The sequence below is a fragment of the Shewanella sp. LZH-2 genome (assembly GCF_016859145.1).
Lineage (GTDB): Bacteria > Pseudomonadota > Gammaproteobacteria > Enterobacterales > Shewanellaceae > Shewanella > Shewanella xiamenensis.
The window spans coordinates 1,898,767-1,918,445 of the sequence record NZ_CP069350.1 but is presented as its reverse complement, the minus strand read 5'-3'; the positions used below and the strand labels follow the sequence as shown (position 1 = coordinate 1,918,445).

At 45.6% G+C, this 19,679-nt stretch carries 19 protein-coding genes; 6 read left to right on the top strand and 13 right to left on the bottom strand.

Annotated elements, in window-relative coordinates; all coding sequences use genetic code 11:
• Positions 1-74: 74 nt before the first annotated feature.
• From tsgA to hinT, 6 genes are all read right to left on the bottom strand, one after another.
• Positions 75-1,229, bottom strand: a complete 1,155-nt coding sequence (gene tsgA / locus JM642_RS08625) for an MFS transporter TsgA (RefSeq protein WP_047538945.1) — start codon at positions 1,227-1,229, stop codon at positions 75-77.
• Positions 1,230-1,279: 50 nt separating this feature from the next.
• A complete protein-coding gene (gene deoD, locus JM642_RS08620; RefSeq protein ID WP_037427467.1) occupies positions 1,280-1,984 on the bottom strand; it encodes a purine-nucleoside phosphorylase in 705 nt (234 codons plus the stop codon).
• Positions 1,985-2,253: 269 nt separating this feature from the next.
• Complete coding sequence (locus JM642_RS08615; protein WP_099458254.1) at positions 2,254-2,646, bottom strand: YcfL family protein; 393 nt, start codon at positions 2,644-2,646, stop codon at positions 2,254-2,256.
• A 113-nt stretch (positions 2,647-2,759) separates the two neighbouring features.
• Entirely contained in the window at positions 2,760-3,224 is a 465-nt protein-coding gene (locus JM642_RS08610) for a PaaI family thioesterase (RefSeq protein ID WP_037419481.1), read from the bottom strand.
• The gene (locus tag JM642_RS08605; RefSeq protein WP_099458255.1) at positions 3,211-3,738 is read right to left on the bottom strand and encodes a PaaI family thioesterase; all 528 of its coding nucleotides are present in this window, start codon (positions 3,736-3,738) and stop codon (positions 3,211-3,213) included. The genes JM642_RS08610 and JM642_RS08605 overlap by 14 nt, the downstream gene beginning before the upstream one ends.
• The gene (gene hinT, locus JM642_RS08600; RefSeq protein ID WP_011623075.1) at positions 3,735-4,091 is read right to left on the bottom strand and encodes a purine nucleoside phosphoramidase; all 357 of its coding nucleotides are present in this window, start codon (positions 4,089-4,091) and stop codon (positions 3,735-3,737) included. The genes JM642_RS08605 and hinT overlap by 4 nt, the downstream gene beginning before the upstream one ends.
• A 145-nt stretch (positions 4,092-4,236) precedes the next feature.
• Here hinT and JM642_RS08595 point away from each other — a divergent pair, with 145 nt between their 5' ends.
• Positions 4,237-6,003 carry a PDZ domain-containing protein gene (locus tag JM642_RS08595; protein WP_203433451.1) on the top strand — a complete coding sequence of 589 codons (1,767 nt, stop codon included), beginning with the start codon at positions 4,237-4,239 and terminating at the stop codon, positions 6,001-6,003.
• A gap of 171 nt (positions 6,004-6,174) precedes the next feature.
• Here the strand turns inward: JM642_RS08595 and JM642_RS08590 are convergent, their stop codons facing one another.
• Positions 6,175-6,810 (bottom strand): LuxR C-terminal-related transcriptional regulator, encoded by a 636-nt coding sequence (locus JM642_RS08590; RefSeq protein WP_011717426.1) that lies wholly within the window; start codon positions 6,808-6,810, stop codon positions 6,175-6,177.
• A 296-nt stretch (positions 6,811-7,106) separates the two neighbouring features.
• Here JM642_RS08590 and JM642_RS08585 point away from each other — a divergent pair, with 296 nt between their 5' ends.
• Positions 7,107-7,853 carry a cytochrome b/b6 domain-containing protein gene (locus tag JM642_RS08585; RefSeq protein ID WP_140907391.1) on the top strand — a complete coding sequence of 249 codons (747 nt, stop codon included), beginning with the start codon at positions 7,107-7,109 and terminating at the stop codon, positions 7,851-7,853.
• 70 nt (positions 7,854-7,923) lie between these two features.
• Here JM642_RS08585 and JM642_RS08580 read toward each other — a convergent pair whose 3' ends face one another.
• Together JM642_RS08580 and htpX are read right to left on the bottom strand one after the other, a co-directional pair.
• On the bottom strand, positions 7,924-8,274 hold the full coding sequence (locus tag JM642_RS08580) for a cytochrome c3 family protein (protein ID WP_037419470.1): 351 nt from the start codon (positions 8,272-8,274) through the stop codon (positions 7,924-7,926).
• 325 nt (positions 8,275-8,599) lie between these two features.
• A complete protein-coding gene (htpX, locus tag JM642_RS08575; protein WP_037419467.1) occupies positions 8,600-9,463 on the bottom strand; it encodes a protease HtpX in 864 nt (287 codons plus the stop codon).
• Between the two features lie 286 nt (positions 9,464-9,749).
• Between htpX and pepE the strand changes: the two genes are divergently transcribed.
• The 3 genes from pepE (at position 9,750) to JM642_RS08560 (ending at position 14,060) form a co-directional block, all read left to right on the top strand.
• Complete coding sequence (gene pepE, locus JM642_RS08570) at positions 9,750-10,460, top strand: dipeptidase PepE (protein WP_037419465.1); 711 nt, start codon at positions 9,750-9,752, stop codon at positions 10,458-10,460.
• Positions 10,461-10,831: 371 nt separating this feature from the next.
• Positions 10,832-12,415 carry a glucan biosynthesis protein G gene (locus tag JM642_RS08565; protein ID WP_047535085.1) on the top strand — a complete coding sequence of 528 codons (1,584 nt, stop codon included), beginning with the start codon at positions 10,832-10,834 and terminating at the stop codon, positions 12,413-12,415.
• A 676-nt stretch (positions 12,416-13,091) separates the two neighbouring features.
• Positions 13,092-14,060, top strand: coding sequence for a DUF3187 family protein (locus JM642_RS08560; protein ID WP_172587797.1), 969 nt, complete (start codon positions 13,092-13,094; stop codon positions 14,058-14,060).
• A gap of 86 nt (positions 14,061-14,146) precedes the next feature.
• Here JM642_RS08560 and bioD read toward each other — a convergent pair whose 3' ends face one another.
• From bioD to bioB, 4 genes are all read right to left on the bottom strand, one after another.
• Complete coding sequence (gene bioD / locus JM642_RS08555) at positions 14,147-14,842, bottom strand: dethiobiotin synthase (protein ID WP_203433449.1); 696 nt, start codon at positions 14,840-14,842, stop codon at positions 14,147-14,149.
• Between the two features lie 54 nt (positions 14,843-14,896).
• Entirely contained in the window at positions 14,897-15,724 is an 828-nt protein-coding gene (gene bioC, locus JM642_RS08550; RefSeq protein WP_203433447.1) for a malonyl-ACP O-methyltransferase BioC, read from the bottom strand.
• Positions 15,725-15,821: 97 nt separating this feature from the next.
• Positions 15,822-17,027 carry an 8-amino-7-oxononanoate synthase gene (locus JM642_RS08545; protein WP_203433445.1) on the bottom strand — a complete coding sequence of 402 codons (1,206 nt, stop codon included), beginning with the start codon at positions 17,025-17,027 and terminating at the stop codon, positions 15,822-15,824.
• A 99-nt stretch (positions 17,028-17,126) separates the two neighbouring features.
• Positions 17,127-18,179 carry a biotin synthase BioB gene (bioB, locus tag JM642_RS08540; protein ID WP_203433443.1) on the bottom strand — a complete coding sequence of 351 codons (1,053 nt, stop codon included), beginning with the start codon at positions 18,177-18,179 and terminating at the stop codon, positions 17,127-17,129.
• Positions 18,180-18,301: 122 nt separating this feature from the next.
• On the opposite strand from bioB, the gene bioA reads away from it, so the two are divergent.
• Positions 18,302-19,660 carry an adenosylmethionine--8-amino-7-oxononanoate transaminase gene (gene bioA / locus JM642_RS08535; RefSeq protein ID WP_203433441.1) on the top strand — a complete coding sequence of 453 codons (1,359 nt, stop codon included), beginning with the start codon at positions 18,302-18,304 and terminating at the stop codon, positions 19,658-19,660.
• Positions 19,661-19,679 lie beyond the last annotated feature (19 nt).

Genomic DNA, 19,679 nt, shown 5'->3' with positions numbered 1-19,679 from the left:
AAATTAAAAAAGCCCGCTCTCGAGGTTATTCATTCGCAAGAGTGGGCCAAATCAATTAACGTCGCAAATGGACTTTAGGCCGCAGCAGGTTTCATTCGACCTGAAACAATCAGCATGATAAATATCGCAACATAAAGTAGCGGAATAACATACATCACCGTTTGCAATCCAATAATACGTTCAAAGAATGAGCTAATGGCGGGACTAAACATCGCCCCCGTGCTGCCGCTGATCAGAATATAAGACACATTTTTACTGCTCGCCTTTTTAACAAAAGACACACCATAAGCAATAAATGCGTTGTAAAGAGCTGCGCACACAAAGCCATAACCATAGGTTAAATAACCGATCCAATTAAGCTTATCAGTTGTCACAATCATAAAGGTGATGACCATAGCCAGGCCGATAATTGCGACTAGAAAATGGTGGATTTTTACCCGAGTCACAATCAGCGTCGAAATTAACGCACCAATCAGTGCAGCTGACCAATATTGAGTAATAATATTGCCCGCGTCTTCAAATGGAATATCAAATTTTTGCTTAACAAATAAAGGGGCCCAGGTTAAAAACGTATACAGCGCCAACATGCCTAAAAATAACCCAATGCCACCGCTAATAATGCCGAAATTCCATTCAGATTGTTGCTTATCTTCCGTATTCGATGATTGCTCACATAGTGAAAAATTAGTGAACAAAGTAATAATCACGGTTCCTAACGCGACTAAACCTACGGCTAAGTAACTGTAACTCCATGACAATGAACTTGTGAGTGCGTAAGTTGTAATTAAAGGGAAAATAACCCCCGCAATATTAAATGTGGCATCTTGCACGACGAGCATGGTGCTTTGTAATTTCTCTTGCCACACTGATACCACTATCGTACCCGCAATACATAGCCCCACACCGCCACAAAAACCAATCAAGGTCATGGCTATCATCACCACTTGTAGCGAAGTGGTAAGATGTAACGCGACAGCACACAATGCCACTAGGCTGTAACTAATTAAGGTAATTCGCTTGATACCCAATTTTTCAATAAAGAAAAAAGCGGCAATAGTCCCTGCCAGTGCGCCACCATTAAGCAAGGAGAATATTGAAGCAACGTCATTCACGTTTGCTGCAAATTTATCCGCTATGGGTTCAATCAGCATCCCAAATTGAGTGGCAAAGCCCGCCATTATAAAATTAGCGAGAAAACTAATTGCGGTTAAGGTGATTTTATTATTCATGTTGTCATTCCATCAGTGAAATGCTAAGAGTACAAAGGATAGCGTTAACCCTAATTAAGCGCGGTTTCTAAGGCGAGCTCGATCATATTATTAAAGGATAATTGACGCTCTTGCGCCGTGGTTTCTTCACCAGTTAAACAGTGGTCCGACACGGTCAGAATGGCTAAGGATTCAATTCCCTGTTGATGTGCCAAGCCATAAAGTCCTGCCACTTCCATATCAATACCTAACACCCCGAAACGCTCAAGCGCCGGGATCATATCTTCGTCAGGATCATAGTAAAGATCGCCACTAAATACGTTGCCAACTTTCACGCTAATGCCTTTTTCATTGGCTTTGGTATAGGCTTTGTGCAGTAAGGAAAAGGTGGCTGAGGTCGCCATTTGGTAGCCACTGCTGCGTTTAGCATTCGTTGGGGAATCCGTGCCAGCGGCTTGAGCTAAAATCACATCGCGCATTTCGACATGCTGTTGGGTCGCCCCTAAACTGCCGATACGAATAATACGTTTAACGCCGAAAAAATTAATCAACTCATGGCCATAGAGCACCATAGATGAAATACCCATACCATGGCCCATCACCGAAATGCGTTGCCCTTGGTAATAACCTGTGTAACCCAACATATTGCGAACGTTAGTCACTTCTACGGCATCGGTAAGATAGGTTTCTGCAATATATTTAGCCCGCAGCGGATCGCCGGGCATAATAACAGTTTCTGCAAAATCAGTAGGTTGCGCATTAATATGAGCCGTCATAGATCTATCCTCATGTGGTAATATGCAGATAGTAGTGCTCAACCGCGAAATATTTTTAGGACTAAAGTCCGGATCTTCTGTTGCAATCCCCCTTTTTTGTTAAAAGTGGATGATTTATCGCAACGTTTACACTTAGCATCATAAAACTTAATAACAAAATCTCATTTAACACATTGTATTTGATACAAATAAAAAGACTTACACCCAAAAGAGTAAGTCTTTTTAAATATAGAGAATCCGGCACAGACTTTACTAAAACAAACACCAATCTAGTTTGAATGGGTCTCGCGCACATAAACATCGAATTTCGCCACTTGGGCATTTGGTGCCACAGCCGACACTTGTAGCTGTTGTTTGCCGTGTAATTTCACCGATTTCCAACTGGTGGCTTCATCTTCAATGGTAAAACCGCTGGCATCATACCAAGTGAACTTATATTGCACTCGCATATCGCTTGAGGACTTGCTGACGATCAGCGCCGAACCTTGGATAAGATCGCCAACACGGCGCGCCTCAACCCCTTCGACACTGATATCACGGGCAAAACTCTTACTATCGACACGGGTTTCTCCCAGTGAGTTCACCGAAATGCCCGCCGTATTAGTGCAGGCGCCGAGTGTCAGTGCTGCTGCCAAGATTAATCCACTGTAAATTGCTTTCATTTTGTTTTCCCTCACTCACAAAAACCTAGGTGCCGAACAACGGATGGGCAATGACACTACGCGACGTCAGCTGAACTTATGCTTAACGTGCTCATCATGCCCCGCGCTCGCGATTAATCGATCAAAAAGTGCGCTCTTGCGGTAGCGATCAACTGCTTACGATTGGTTTGCCAACAATTGATATTCACGTTGGCGACCCGTCGCCCCTGACGGGTGATACGGCATTCGGCAAAACTGTCTTTATGCAGGCCTGCTCGCAGGTAATCAATCGAGAAATCGACCACTTTTGGCACTTTTGCCGTTTGCATAAACACCATTAATTGCACTATGGCTGACATTTCCATAAAACCAGCAATTACCCCACCATGAATCGCGGGCAGAATGGGATTACCGATATTGTCGTCCTTAGCGGGGAGTTTGAAAATCAGCTCATCGCCAAAGCGCTCGACCTTCATGCCAATAAACTTAGCATAAGGCACATGTTCGAGCAGATGACCAAAGTCGTTCAACTCGGTAGCGCGTTTTACAATTCCCTGCACATCGAGGGTTTTCGGCTCGGCCGGCTTATTTGAGTTCATCTGTCTCTCCTAAAGACGGCACGGCTTCTCCCATCAAGGCTTGCCTAAAGGCATCGCCCACCATTTCAGGGCTGATACGCATAAAGGAGCCCACCGCATGGGCGATAGGATCATCAATGCTGTCCTGATAGGCGATGGCGCGGGTAAAGGCGATATTGGATGACAATTTATAGCACTCGGCAAAGCCATAAACCGATTTATGGGGCTGCGCGGGCTTCATATAATCGACGCGTAAGTCGAGGGTGGGCGAAATCTCTAAGGATTGATATTTTTGAAAAATCGCACTCACCACCGCGCTGCCACAGGCGGTGTCCATCAGGGTGGTGATCACCCCGCCGTGGATAACGCCAGTATCGGGATAACCAATTAACTCAGTGCTGTAGGGCAACTCAATCAGTACATGGTGCTCACTGGCTTCGAGCACGGTTAACCCTAAGCGACGGCACTGGGCGAGCTGATCGACAAATCGCTGCGCCATTTGAGTCAGCGGAAAAAACTCAGGATTTACCTTCATTGACCTTGGCTCAACATAGGTCCCAGTGGCTCTCCGCCGACGAGATGAATGTGGATATGGTACACTTCCTGTCCACCATGTTTATTGCAGTTCATGATCAAACGATAACCGTCTTTGGCAATCCCCGCCTCTGCTGCCAGTTTGGCTGCCACAGTCATCATCCGGCCGAGTGCTGGTTCATCCGAGGCTTTCATATCATTTGCGGTTGGGATCAAATGATTCGGCACAATCAGAATATGGGTTGGCGCCTTTGGCGAGATGTCTCTAAAAGCGGTCACCAGCTCGTCTTGATACAGAATGTCGGCGGGAATTTCGCGGCGGATAATTTTGCTGAAAATGGTTTCTTCGGCCATGGGGAGTCCTCCTTGGGTTAATTGGGATAGTATACTAGCAATTCAACGCTTTGTGTCTCCAGATATTTTGCGTTTCATTTGCCTGTTGTGCGCATTTTTGGCAGCATGACGCCCATTAAAATGCAGCGGTTTTACAGGATAAATTATGATCCACTATCACATCATTCCCGTCGATCCCAAGGCGCACTTGTTCGCCGTTACTATGACGGTACAAAAGCCCCACCCTAAGCAAGTTTTTAGCCTGCCCGCGTGGCTTCCCGGCAGTTATATGGTGCGGGATTTTGCCAAGAATATTATCGATCTTAAAGCCACAGGCGATAATGGTGAGGCGCTCCACCTCACTCAACTGGATAAACAAACCTGGTCGGTCGAACATCAGTCCACCCAACTGACCTTAACCTATCAAGTTTATGCTTGGGACCTGTCGGTACGCACTGCGCATCTGGATATGACCCACGGCTTCTTTAACGGTAGCAGTGTATTTTTAGCCGCCCACGGCTTTGAGGCAGGCTTACACACAGTGACTATGGCTGCGCCGACCGAGCAGAGCCTAAATGAATGGCGCCTTGCCACCAGCATGACACGCCAAAGCGGTGATGAATTTGCCTTTGGTGAGTTTTGCGCGCAAAGCTATGACGAACTTATCGATCATCCAGTTGAGATGGGGCTATTCACCCACGCCAGTTTTGAAGCCTGCGGCGTAAGACACGATATCGTACTAAACGGTCGCCACCGCGCCCATATGCCGAGACTCTGCCAAGATTTAAAGGCAATTTGCGAGTATCAAATCAAGCTGTTTGGCACGCCAGCGCCCTTTGAACGTTATCTGTTTATGACGACAGTACTCGACAATGGCTTTGGTGGTTTGGAACATAGGGCATCGACAGCACTCATGTGCTCACGCAAAGATTTACCGCTGTCGATGGATGCGCCGATAAATAACGACTACCGCACTTATTTATCGCTCTGCAGCCATGAATATTTCCACAGCTGGAACGTCAAGCGCATCAAGCCAGAATGCTTCTTACCCTATCAACTCGAGGCGGAAACCTATACGCCGCAGCTGTGGGCCTATGAGGGCATCACCTCCTATTATGATGATTTCCTTACCTATCGCGCAGGCTTAGTCGATGAGCAAAGCTACTTAGATATGCTGAGCGAAACCTTTACCCGGGTATACCGCAGTCAAGGCCGCTTTAAACAAAGCATTAAGGACTCGAGCTTTAACGCTTGGACTAAGTTCTATAAGCAGGATGAGAACGCCCAAAACGCCATTATCAGTTATTACACTAAGGGCGCCCTGTTTGCGCTGTATCTGGATTTAACCCTAAGAAGCGAGACTCAAGGAAAATACAACCTCGACGATCTAATGACCATTCTGTGGCAGGAATATGCCCTGCAAAATCGCGGCACCACGGATGAATGCCATCAAAGGATTATTGAACGCTTACTGGGGCGTGATTGCCAAGATCTCTTCGCCTATTTAGACAATACCGACGATATCCCACTGGCACCGCTACTTGCCGAGTTTGGGGTTGAGTTGACCTTACGCGCGAGCAATGGTGCGCAGGATGTCGGCGGTGGCACGGCCAAAGGGTATGGGATTGCCTTTGGCGCTAAAACGCAAGCTGCGCCAATGGGCCTTAAAGTAATCACTGTTGCCCAAGGCAGCCCTGCGCACCTTGCGGGCTTAAGTGCCGGAGATATCTTAATTGCGGCGGATAATCTACAGGTGACAGGTCAATTTGAAGCGCAGCTTCAGCAATACCCACTCGGACAACGCTTAAGCCTGCATTGGTTTAGACGCGATGAATTGATGACGGGAGAACTGATTATTGCAGAGGCGCCTAAGGATACGGTTGCCTTAAGTATCACAGATAAAGACAAACTGCAGGCTTGGTTAGGTCGTTGATCTTTAATCTATTAGCCTTTAATGCACTAATTTTTAATGCATTAGTTTTTAATGCAATAGTCCTTAACCCATAAAGCACAAAAGGGGCAATCGTATCGACGATTGCCCCTTTTTATTTGATTCTTAAGTTGTTCAATTGAATATTGGTTTCGCGGCCCCATCAACAACGCGTTACACCACCACATCGTGTAAGTAGGTTTGCGCCCATGCAATGGCTTGCCCACGGCTTGACACACCAATCTTACGGAACACACGGTACAAGTGAGTCTTAATGGTGCTCTCACTCACAAATAATTGATTCGCGATATCGAGGTTAGTGCTACCAGACAGCAGGGCTTGTAACACTTCGCGCTCACGGATGGTTAATGGCTCAGTGTCTTCGAACAATCCAAAGTCATCATTTACCCCATTCACCAATTGGATGGGGATCACTCTGTGTCCACGCAGGATGTTAGACAGGCCAAGGCTGATTTCTGTCAGTCCTGCATCCAGATAAAACACCCCTGCCGTAGTCGAGGCTTGCATTAAAAAACGGGCATCAACCTGTTTAGGGAATTGAATGTAGACGACTCGCACACTCGGGTGTTCACGGGCAAGCAAGCGTTGAAATTGATAGGCTTTCTGAAGATCAACAGTGGAAAGGTCAATCACCACCATAGAGGCTTGGTTATCTTTGATTTGATCGCACATTTCATCTGGACTGACTTGCGACAGCTTCACCAGAAACTCCTGAGGCCAGCGGCCTGCAAGCAATTCCATCAGAACTTGCGATCTTGACACTACAATCCAATGTAATATTTTGAACATCCTGCTCACTCCCTGTCTGGTTAACGATTATTTATTTTGAGAGGAGAAACATCTCTCAATACCACTTCAACATCCGTTCAATAGACTTCCAAGTCTATCGTGCACACGATATTAGCATTAGATAAAACAGATTCAAAAGACTTACGTAAAAAATATTTACCGTACGCAAATCAAAAACTTCTACAACTTTAGGACAAATCATTGTCAAGCAGAAGGCTTAATTTAAACTGAAAATAATGCGCTATTTTTAACAGAAAGGCGTAAGATCAAATCAATACAAAACATAAGGAAATACCATGTCCAGCCAGCAACCAAGCCCTATTGAAATACAATCCTACCCCGTCTGGGACAGACCTACGCGTCTGTTCCACTGGATTAATGTCATCCTCGTACTCGCCCTGCTTATCGTGGGCGGTATAATGATGTTTCGCAGCGACTTAGGTATAACCGAACTCTCCGGCAAAATTGGGCTTAAGACCCTGCACGTCATCATTGGCTATGGCTTTGCGATTAATTTACTGTTCCGCTTAGTGTGGGGCTTTATGGGTAACAAATACGCGCGCTTTAGTCATATGTTCCCCAATGCCAATAGCAAGGCCGAGTTACAAACCTATAAAGCAGAACTTGCCGCGGGTAAAAATCCCCAATATCTAGGTCACAACCCTAAAGGAAAATTCGCCGTTCTCGCTATCATGCTCTTATTAGTCACGATTATGATTACTGGGCTGATCCGCGCCGGTACCGATATTTACTATCCACCCCTGGGAAGTGCAGTCCAACAGTACCTTGCGGCCACCAATGTTGATCCGAGTAGCCTACAACCCTACGATGCAACGGGCGTCGATACCGATAAAGCTAACGTGATAAAACCCATAAAAGGTCTTGTAGGAGAGGTACATGTCTATGCAGTGTATTTATTGATGCTGTTGATCATGCTGCATGTTTTTGCAGTGGTCTACACAGAAGTCAAACGCCAACCTGGTATTATCTCAGCCATGTTTTCAGGCAAAAAGCTTATTCAAGGACAACCGAAGGACGAATGAGGTCAACTCAATGAGCATAAAAAACGCCAGCATTTGCTGGCGTTTTATCAAGCTCAATCTGAAGTCAAACTTACTTCTTCAGAATAGATGCCGGAGTACGGCCATCGTCGTGACAGCTTTCACAGGTAGGTTTTTGACCTACGTTCATATCGTGTGGCGCATGGCAGTCAGCACAGACTAAATTACCATCGTGTGGCTTATGTACTGCGTCCATTTCAGAAAGCTTACCATGGCAGCTTTGGCATTGTTCAAACTCATAGGCACCATCAGCAGATGGCGTACCATCTTTATGACAGCTTTCACAACCACCAGATTCAGCGTGGAAGTCAGATAATTTTTGATCCGCGGCAAATGCGGTTGGTGACAGCGCTAGCGCTGCAAGACTTGCCCCGAAAAGCACACTTAATAGTTTTTTGCTCACAATTGTATCCTCCAATGGTGATTGACAGTGGAAATTCTTGTCAGGGGTGACTTCCATCTTGCAACCAATATAAATAGCACGACTCGATTTAACTTAGCTAAGGATTGAGTAATAAGCAACACAATCTTATGCAAAGTAACTTTATCAATATACTCAAGGGTAAAATGTGCGCTGCATCATGTAACCACATGCTTATATAAGAGTTTTACATTGTCACAACCTACCAATTACAACTAAAAGCCTCCCTAGCTTAATCATCAGCAAAAGAAAAGCCCTAATAAAAAAGGAGACCCTAGGTCTCCTTTTGATGAACGTTTGGACTCAATTAACGAGTTTGTAAAGCCGCAATACGCTTCTCTAGAGGTGGATGGCTCATCATTAACTCAGCCATTGAACGCTTGCCGTTAATACCAAAAGCAGACATTTGTGCTGGCATTGCTGAGCTTTCTGGGCCTTGGCGTAAACGCTCAAGTGCTGCAATCATCTTATGCTTGCCCGCTAAGCGAGCTGCACCTTCGTCGGCACGGTATTCACGAATACGTGAGAAGTAAGCCACGATAATTGATGCCAAAATACCAAACAACATATCAAGAACAAATACCACTGCCATATAAGCAAACATGCCCAAACCTTCGCCTTCTTCATCATTGCTCGAGACGAAGTTGTTGATAATGCCTGCAACAACACGCGCCGCGAAGATTACAAAGGTGTTCACCACGCCTTGAATTAAGGTCAAAGTGACCATATCGCCGTTAGCGACGTGGCTTACTTCGTGGGCAAGTACGCCTTCGACTTCATCTTGACTCATGCCATACAACAGACCTGTACTCACGGCAACTAATGAGTTGTCCTTACTTGGGCCAGTTGCAAATGCATTCATCTCCGGCGATTGGTAAATTGCCACTTCTGGCATTTTAATCCCAGCTTGCTGGGCTTGGCGGGCAACCGTCTCCACTAACCAACGCTCAGTGCTATCACGTGGGGTGGTGATTACTTCACAACCCATGGTCTTTTTCGCCATCCATTTTGAAATCGCTAAGCTGATGAAGGCTCCGCCGAATCCAAAAATCGCAGCGAACACTAAGAGTCCACCCATAGTAGACGTATTCACGCCTAGAATAGACATTACAATTGAGGCTACTAGCAACACGGCTAGGTTAGTCGCAATCAATAAAAATATACGCTTCATATCAGCTCCTTTACGGCACAAAGGTGCCATTTATTTTGTTCAAAGACATAATATGTCCAATTAATCGAAATTCAAGGGGTAAAGGTAAGAGTTTTTCTAATCGCTAATTTTTCTCTCAATTTAGACACAGCCTTTCATGGCTCGTGAGTCTAGGGACAGTCTATTAAGCCAAACTTAAATCTAGGCGCTGTCAGTGTTACAGCCAAATTCATGTGTGTTTATCTATGTTTATCGTAATTAAACTTTGTTAACATGCCTGCACATTCTGAGATTTAAGGATAAAAAAATGACCGTTAATGCCCTACTGCTAAGCAGTTCACGTGTTGGTGACACGCCTTATCTTTCCCATGCGCTGCCTTTTATCAAACCACTCACCGCTCACGCACAAAAATGGATTTTTATTCCTTATGCAGGGGTAAGCATGAGCTACGATACCTACTTAGCCTCTGTAGTGACGGGACTCAGTGAGCTTAAACTCGATATTAGTGGTATTCATCAACACCCTGATCCGCGCCAAGCGATTAAAGATGCCGACGGTATTTTAATTGGTGGCGGCAACACTTTTCATCTTTTGCATGAGTTGTATAAGTACGATCTTGTGCAGCTTATTCGTAATGAAGTCCTTAGCGGTAAGCCTTACATTGGTTGGAGCGCAGGGTCAAATGTATCTGGATTAAGCATTCGTACAACTAACGATATGCCGATCATTGAACCGCCATCATTCGCGGCCCTAAACATAGTGCCTTTTCAGGTAAATCCACATTATTCAAACTACCGTGCACCAGGACATAACGGTGAAACTCGAGCTCAGCGATTACTCGAATTTACCCGTGTCGATCCGATCACGCCCGTCATTGGCATTGTTGAAGGCAGTGCGCTATGGCGACAGGGAGACACTTTATCACTGTTGGGTGATAACCCTGCCTATTTATTCTGTGGCGAACAGCAGGAGCTCCCTATTCCCGTAGGTAGCGATTTATCTCATTTGCTAAAATAAGATCTCGTTAGCGGCATTCATCGTGGTAAATAGGGTAACATTCACACTAAGCTAACCACTTAACATGCAAATGCCGCTCCTTTAAGAGTTGAACGCGACAAAAGACTAGACTGATTATTGACCTTGCGCGCTATCAATATCCTTTCATCATGCAAGGATCGGCATATCTCCCGCAGGAGAAAAAACTTGCACCACTTAAGTATCTGCACTAATTTCGTTGTCGAACACCTTGATAAACAAGATTAATTTTTGCATTTACCCCTAGCTACATTCTGAAACAAATTTTCTAAGTTATTTAAAATTAGGGAGTTATGACCAAGGCACAGGAGTATTTTTTTACCCTTGGTCCATCCAAGTGAGGAGTTTTCATTTTGCGACTGCATTCAACATTGAACCATTCAACCCCGATGAACGGTCATAAAAAGACCAAATTAACACTTTTTTTTGGGTCTATACTGGCCGGCATAATGAGCATCAGTAGTTTAGCCCCCGCCTATGCCGCCAATGCAAGCGATGATAAAAAAGCTAAGGCATTCTCCCATGACACCGTCGTTGAGTTAGCACAGCAACTGGCTCAAAAACCATTCAAAGAAGCTAGAAAGGCTCCGAAGGAACTGATCGACTTAGATTACGCCACTTATGGCAAGATCAATTATCAAGAAAACGCTGCGATTTGGGGCGGAACACCCACTAAGTTTTCAGTGCAACTTTTTGCGCCCGGTTTTTTATACAAAAATTTGGTGGATATTGATGTCGTTGAAAATAGCCGAGCTTTTCCTATCGAGTTAACAGAATCTTCCTTTAGTGTGCCCAATGATACCATTGAGAAATTACTCACGCAGGTAGGACAATATGCAGGCGTTCGACTTCATTACCCCATCAATGACGATGAAGTCAAAGACGAGTTCATTATGTTTCAAGGGGCAAGCTATTTTCGTGCATTATCCAAGGGCCAAACCTATGGATTATCAAACCGCGGGTTAGCCATTGATGTTGCCCAACCTAAAGGTGAAGAATATCCCTTATTTAAACGTTTTTGGATAGAGCGGCCCTCTAAATATCAAACAGCGATTGTGGTACACGCATTACTAGATAGTCAGAGTGTTACAGGTGCCTATCGCTTTGGTATTTATCCCGGAGCACCGACACGAGTTGACGTCGATGTCACCCTCTTTCCGCGCCGAGATATCGCCCACGTTGGCCTAGCACCACTGACCTCCATGTTTCTTTATGGTGGTTTAGATACGCCTGACAAACCCGATTATCGTCCTGCTGTACATAACTCTGAAGGATTACAAATTGATCGAGGTAACGGTGAGCGTTTATGGCGACCACTCAATAACCCAAACAAACTGCAAATCAGTGCCTTTGGTGACGAAGATATTAAGGGTTTTGGCTTAATCCAACGCCATCGTAACTTCGACTACTATCAAGATCTTGGTGCGAACTACCAACAACGTCCTTCTGCATGGATTGAACCATTAAACGATTGGGGTAAAGGGCAATTAATACTGCTTGAAATTCCATCAAGCGCCGAAACCAATGATAATATCGTCGCCTATTGGGAACCTCAGGGGGGATTAAAGCAGGCTGAGCCCTATCGCTATTCTTACCGAATTACAGCGTCTAATGACAGCCCTAGTTTTACAAACAAAGCACGGGTAATTCGTAGCTCTAAGGGACAAAAACAGGCTAAAGGCAAAGAACTCCTTATCGACTACAGCAATATCAAGCCACAAGATATTGAAAAAATTACAATTGATGCCAGTATCAGTAAGGGTAAAATCCTCTCATCTCGGATAGTAGCTCACCCTGAAATTAATGGTGCTCGGATCTTCATTACGTTTGAGCCTGAAAGTACCAATGTGGCAGAATTGCGCATTCAATTGCGTAAAGATGAAAAACCTGTCGCCGCTACTTGGTTATATCGCTGGAACAGTGATGATTGGCCCTAGGTCGATAAACTAAGACTCGATTTGCGCTTTGCTTAACACCATAAAAATCGCCGGAAATCCGGCGTTTTTTATGGGTAAAATCAATATTTCCACACTCATAATAATAACCTTACAGTTAAACAGTTTAATATTTACGATGACTTATCACAGTATTTTTCGGAATAAGTAGGATTGTTTTTCTCTAACAAAAATATGGATTTTCAGTTCCAGTTTTTGAATCCTATTTAGCATCTCATAACATTTACACCCCAATCCTACGGCGTTATATTAGCCTCTCAAAAAAACTGAATATTCACACAAGCTACGTTTTTATAAGATATCTACCTATTGTGCTCATCCTATTCAGTGTTTAGTTATTTTTCGCATCATCAATATGTTAGAGAAAAAATGAAGTTACCTACATTAAATGCTGCGTATTTTCGTAAGCCAACGACAATATTCTTAATTATAAGTACGTTACTTATCTTATATTATTTATTACCAATGATTGGACGAGCATTTTGGCTAGCCTTAGTGTTACTCAGCTATTTGCTGATTTAACTTGTAAACAAGATGTTAACATGGCGATAAAGGTTAACATTTATCTTAATGTTATCCATTAATCTCGCTTGATCATGCTAAGTTTCTTCAACCTATCAAATCTAGCTGACTCATCATCTAGACGGATATTTATGTTATGCCATTTTCACACTTGAAATCAGTTCTCACGCTTTCGTTACTGTTTCCCCCGAATGTCTTGGCAACTGCCGTCGATTTTAGTGACTATGGTCCTTTACGCACCTATGCGCAATCACCGGCCCAAGCAGGCAGTTTAACACCGATGTTAAGATCAGGGTTTTCGTTACCTGAAGGTCAAAAAGAGCTGCACTTATCCGCAAGTGCAGCCAGTGTTTGGGCTGAAACCGATGACTATTTTGCCGATTACTATCACAACACCCTTGAAGGAGGACTGACTTGGCAAGTCAATGATAAATGGATGATAGATACCGGTTATCACTGGCGTTTTAGTGGCGATAATCACTTAGACTCAGTAACTATGTGGTTTCATGATGCATTTGGTTTTAGTCAAAATGGTCGTGAAGATGCCGCTAAACATCAAAATCAAATATTTTCTAAAGATGGCGTTAATCAGCAAGATATTTCAGGCGAAAACCTCAATAATGTCGTCATACTTTATGTTGGCTACCAATTGTTTGAAAACCAATATCAGGGCTTATCTTTAGGAGGCAGCCTATATTATAACTATGTCGACTCAGGCCCCTTTGAAGATGAAAGCTTTGAACAAGCGTTACAGCTTAATTACAGCTTTCGTTATGAAAAACATCATGTTCATTCTACCGCAGCTGTTAGTTTTAGGCAGGGTAATGAGGTTCTTTCGGGGATAAGCTACGATAATCATGCTTATTCCGTCAATCTCGGTTATGAATATTTAACGGGTCGCCATGGCTGGTTACTTGAATTACATCACTATCAGGGCTTACTCGAAACCGAAAATGATTTTTCAAAAGCCTCGAACGAAATATTACTCGGCTACCGTTACTATTTAGATACCAGTGCAATAGAATTCTCTATTGTTGAAAACTATTTCAATATGGATAACAGCACCGATATTGCCTTTAATATTGGCTATCGCGTTAAGTTTTAGACACAATAAATTAAATCTACACTAACTAACAAAAACAGAGGCGATATTGCCTCTGTTTTGATATCAAACTTATTATTTGAATAAGCTTATTTCATCAATAAGGGCTGAATATTCATAAAATTGGCGGCATGGTCCGCATCCGCCTGCTTAAGATGTGGAATACACCCGAGAAAAGGCGATACCATCATCTCTTTAAGCGACGCTAAGTTTTCATCGAACACACTCATATTGGGATCGACACAGTTTGCCACCCAACCTGCGACCGTTAAGCCATCGGCTAATATCGCTTCTTGAGTTAATAACGCATGATTTAGACAACCGAGTTTCATTCCCACCACAAGAATGACGGGTAAATTAAGCTGTTGTACCAACTCAGATAAGTAGCGCCCTTCCCCTAAAGGCAAACGCCAACCGCCCGCTCCTTCGATCAAACAAAAATCAGCTTGTGCCCACGCCTGTTTATCCAACTTAGCTAAAATCGCCTCGGGGGATAAATTAACTCTCTGCTGTTTTGCTGCAATATGCGGTGCAATCGCAGGTTCAAAACTAATCGGATTCACCTGCTCATAGCTCAGTTTAAGGGATGAAGCCGACATCAGTTTTAATGCATCACTGTTACGCAAACCCTTTTCAGTGATTTCACAGCCTGAGGCAACAGGCTTTACCCCAAGACTTGAGCGCGAAAACCCTGCGCGCAGAACTTCACGATTGAATGCGGTCAAAAGTGCAGTCGATACTAAGGTTTTACCGCTATCGGTATCTGTTCCTGTTACAAAAAACATGCCTTTTACCTGTTAATCTGTTGGCCAACTATGCGCCAAACCGTTGCTAGAGATTTATACCGAGCCGCCTTGCCGACGCACACGAAATTGGGCGATCTGATAGGTTAAAGGCAGGCCCTGTGCCTCACGAAATTGCTCTGCGCGTTGTTGTAAAGCCTGCCAATCGTGGCGGCCACGCAATTTACCTAAATGGGCATCGGATTCAGAAGAAGTTAGGCTCTGTACTGAGGATTGCACCGATGCGCCCACGCCTTTAATGGAATAGAGTAAGGCTTTAAGATCTTGAAAATAGACGGTCATTGGCATGAGCTTCACATCAAGAAATTGCCAATCTGTGTCGTCAAATGCCGCTTGTAAGCTTTCAAGGGATAAGAAACTGTTGACCCTCAAACCAAGATTGGATAACTGCTCAAGGCTACCTGCCGCTACGATACTCAGATGAGCTTCTCCACCCGATGTTAAGACTCTGGCCATTTCACTGGTTGCCGCCGAAAAATCATGGCACCACTGCAGAGCTAAATTGGAGTAAATATTATCGATGCACGCATCGGCAAAGGGTAATTGCTCGGCATTACCGCACACGCATAGGTAGCTAGGGAAAGTCGCTTGAAGTTGTTGCAGCATGCCCAAAGCGATATCGAGTGCATAGACCCTGATATCTGTGCCTGTGGCATTATGATCAAAATCAGTCCCCGGCCCTGCGCCAATATCAAGAATTGCGCCCTTGGCTACAAATCCCTGCAACAAACTCGCACCGCTTAAACGCTGCAAACAGTTATGCTCTTGATAGCTCTTGGCTGCTGCTGAAAACCGCTCGGCAATATGCGAGAGCTGATCTGCGGGCTCATGGGGATTAAGGCTAACGCCAAGCGGCATGGACATCTCTGGTTATTCTCACTTTTAAATCAAACTCTGATCTTTCAACTCTCAAGATTAAGGCATCGAATCGTCGGCCATAAGCAGTATCGAAAACATTAGCTTATCGCGCAGGACGCTCAGATACCCTAGGTAGTGCAACTTCGGCCAGCACTTGCGCAATGCCCTTAACACAGCACCGAATTGCCGCCTCGCTATGGCATGCACTCAAAGTAATACGTAATCTTGCTGAGCCTACGGGCACGGTTGGTGGACGAATTGCCCCAACCCAAATCCCCATGGCTTTTAGCTTTTGCGCAACCAATAAGGTTTGCTCGGCATCACCGATGATCAGAGGTTGAATCGCGGTGTCACTACCAAGAAGTGGAATATCGGCATCTTGGCATAACTGTTTAAAAATCGAGATATTACGCTGCAACTTTTGCCTAAGTTCAGGATGAGCTTCACAGTGTTCAACTGCGGCCAAAGCTAGCGCAGCATTGGCCGGTGACAGTGCAGTGGAATAAATATATTCCCGCGCATTACTCACTAAAAACGCAATCAACTCTCGACTACCCAGAATTGCTGCGCCTTGACAGCCTAATGCCTTGCCAAAAGTCACTATCTGGATATCGATAAGGTTGGCAGCTGGCTGATTAAAAATATCAGACACGCCAAAGCCATGGGCATCATCGACAATCAACCACACATTATGCGCGCGGCAAAGGCTCGATAAGGCCTTTATCGGTGCAATATCGCCATCCATGCTAAACACACTTTCAGTGATCAGCGCTGAAACCGTGTTTTTGGCTAACAGCCGCTCCGCACTCTCAGTTGAGTTGTGCAAAAAGCGTTTAAAATCGGCGCCACTATCGCGTAAACCATCGATGATAGACGCGTGAACCAGCTTATCCGCCAGCACCACATCTTGCTTATCGAACAGGGTTTTACAGAGCGTGGTATTGGCGCTAAACCCTGAGCTAAACAGTAGCGCTGCCTCAAATCCGGTTATCTGGCACAGCTTGGTTTCCAGCACTAAATGCGCCTCACTGTAGCCCGTCACCAGTGGCGATGCCCCGCTGCCAACACCATATTGCTGTGCACCACGGTGTAGCGCCGCAATCAATTCGGGCGCACGAGAAAGCCCTAAGTAGTCGTTACTGCTGAAATTAAGATAAGTTTGCCCCTCAAAGCAAAACTGCGGCTCAGCGTGACTTAGTACAGCATCGGTTGATAATGCTTGACGCTGCCTTAGCAAACCTTGCTCTGCTAAGGCTTGCTGACGGGCGCGGATTTTTGAAGCCAGTTTTGACGCGAGTGGTGAACTCATATTCTCTTGCTCAGGATTTTCTTGCTAAACGTAAGCGCCATAAATCCTTTAGAAGGTAAAGCGCTCCAACGCTTAACAAAGCGCATTTATACACTGTGTCTATAGCGCAGCCGCATCATAAAACTGAGACGCGGCTTTATCTTGGTGAGCCGCAGCTTTAGCTAATACCGCTTGCTCATCATCGATAGTCGCGGCTGCGCCCTGCTCAGGGCGTAAACCCAGACGGCGGAACAGCCCCATATCGTCACTTTCTTCGGGGTTTGGCGTAGTCAATAACTTGCAGCCGTAAAAAATCGAGTTAGCGCCCGCAAAGAAACACATAGCCTGCAGTTCGTCAGTCATGTTTTCACGGCCCGCCGATAAACGCACACGGGACTTAGGCATTAAAATACGCGCCACGGCGATGGTACGGACAAACTCCAGCGGATCTAAATCATCGAGTTTTTCGAAGGGGGTGCCCGCTACTTTGACCAACATGTTAATGGGCACAGAATCAGGATGCTGAGGCAAATTCGCCAGTTGTTGCAATAAACCCGCGCGGTCTGTGGCCTTCTCACCCATACCAACAATGCCGCCAGAGCAAACTTTCATGCCCGATGCGCGCACATGGGTTAAGGTATCTAAACGGTTTTGATAGGTACGGGTGGTGATCACATCGCCGTAATATTCAGGCGAGGTATCTAAATTGTGGTTGTAATAATCAAGGCCCGCATCGGCCAACTCGTTGGCTTGCTCGGCGCTTAACATCCCTAAGGTCATGCAGGTTTCCATGCCGAGGGCTTTCACCTCTTGCACCATTTGCTTAAGGTATGGCATGTCTTTATCTTTCGGGTTACGCCAGGCGGCGCCCATACAGAAACGCGAAGCCCCCGCGGCTTTGGCACTGCGCGCTTCGGTGAGCACGGTTTCCATCGCTAAGAGACGCTCTTTTTCAAGGCCAGTGTCGTAACGCGCACTCTGCGGACAATATTTACAATCCTCTGGACAAGCACCGGTTTTGATCGACAGTAAGCGGCTGATCTGCACTTCGTTAGGATCGTACACTTCACGGTGGATACTGTGGGCTTTAAATAATAAGTCATTCATCGGCAGCGCAAATAAGGCTTCGATTTCTTCCCGCTTCCAATCATGACGAACTTGCAAATGCGACATTGAACACCCTTTTATTTTTGTATTTTACCTTGGCTAGGATAACCTCAGCCCTTAAACTGTCAACGCCAACCAGTGATACAGGTTTACCACTGATTAATTTTAAATCAACGCTATGAGCTTTTATGCGCAATTTACTCGATTTTGACTTTGATAGCGCCCATATTTGGCACCCTTATACCTCTATGACTCGCGCACTTCCTGTTTTTGGGGTACACAGTGCCCAAGGCTGCGAGCTGGAATTGGTCGATGGCCGTAAACTGATTGATGGCACCAGCTCTTGGTGGGCCTGCGTGCATGGCTATGGTCATCCGGCAATATTAACGGCGATGGAGCGGCAACTGCAGCAACTCAGCCATGTCATGTTTGGTGGCATTACTCACGAGCCCGCCATTGAACTCTGTAAAAAACTGTTGGCGATGACCTGCGAACCCCTCACTAAAGTCTTTCTCTGCGACTCAGGCTCCATTGCCGTCGAAGTTGCTATCAAAATGGCGCTGCAATATTGGCAGGGGCAAGATTTACCTTTAGCGCAAAAGGCCCAAAAACAGCGCATTCTTACGGTGAAGAAGGGCTACCATGGCGATACCTTTGCTGCCATGAGTGTCTGCGATCCCGAAGGTGGCATGCATACCATGTTTGGTGAAGCAGTCACTAAACAGTGTTTTGTCGATGCGCCGCAAACGCCCTTTGGTGAATCGTTACACCAAGACGATTTAGCACCCATGCAGCGTATATTGCGCGAGCAACATCAAGACATTGCCGCCGTGATTATCGAGCCGATTATGCAGGGCGCAGGGGGAATGCGATTCTACAGCAGCGAGTATTTACGCGGCCTGCGTGCCCTGTGTGATGAATATAATGTGCTGCTTATCCTCGATGAAATTGCCACGGGTTTTGGCCGAACCGGTAAGTTATTTGCCTACGAACATGCCGACATCACGCCCGACATTCTCTGCCTAGGCAAAGCATTAACGGGCGGTTATATCAGCCTTGCAGCCACCTTATGCACGGATAACGTCGCCCAAGGCATTATCCAATCGCCCGCCGGCGTCTTTATGCATGGCCCCACATTTATGGGCAATCCCCTCGCCTGCGCTGCCGCCTGCGCAAGCTTAGATTTAATCAATCAGCAGGAATGGCCTGCACAGGTTGCTGCCATCGAGCAGCAAATGCGGCGTGAGCTTGCCGATGCCATCGATATTCCCAGCGTGAAAGAGGTGCGCGTGCTTGGCGCGGTTGGTGTGTTAGAAATGCACCAAGCGGTGAATACCGCGGCGCTGCAGCAGCAATTTGTCGACCTAGGCGTATGGGTTAGACCCTTTGCCAACCTGATTTATATTATGCCGCCCTATGTGATAAGCCCTGCTCAACTCACACAGCTGACTCAGGCGATGAAGCAAGTCGCGGCCACTATTACACCATCGAAAACCACTTCGGATGACGCAAGTCGAGGCCAAAACATCTGCATCAGCCATGGCTAATCGCCATGGCTGCAAGTTA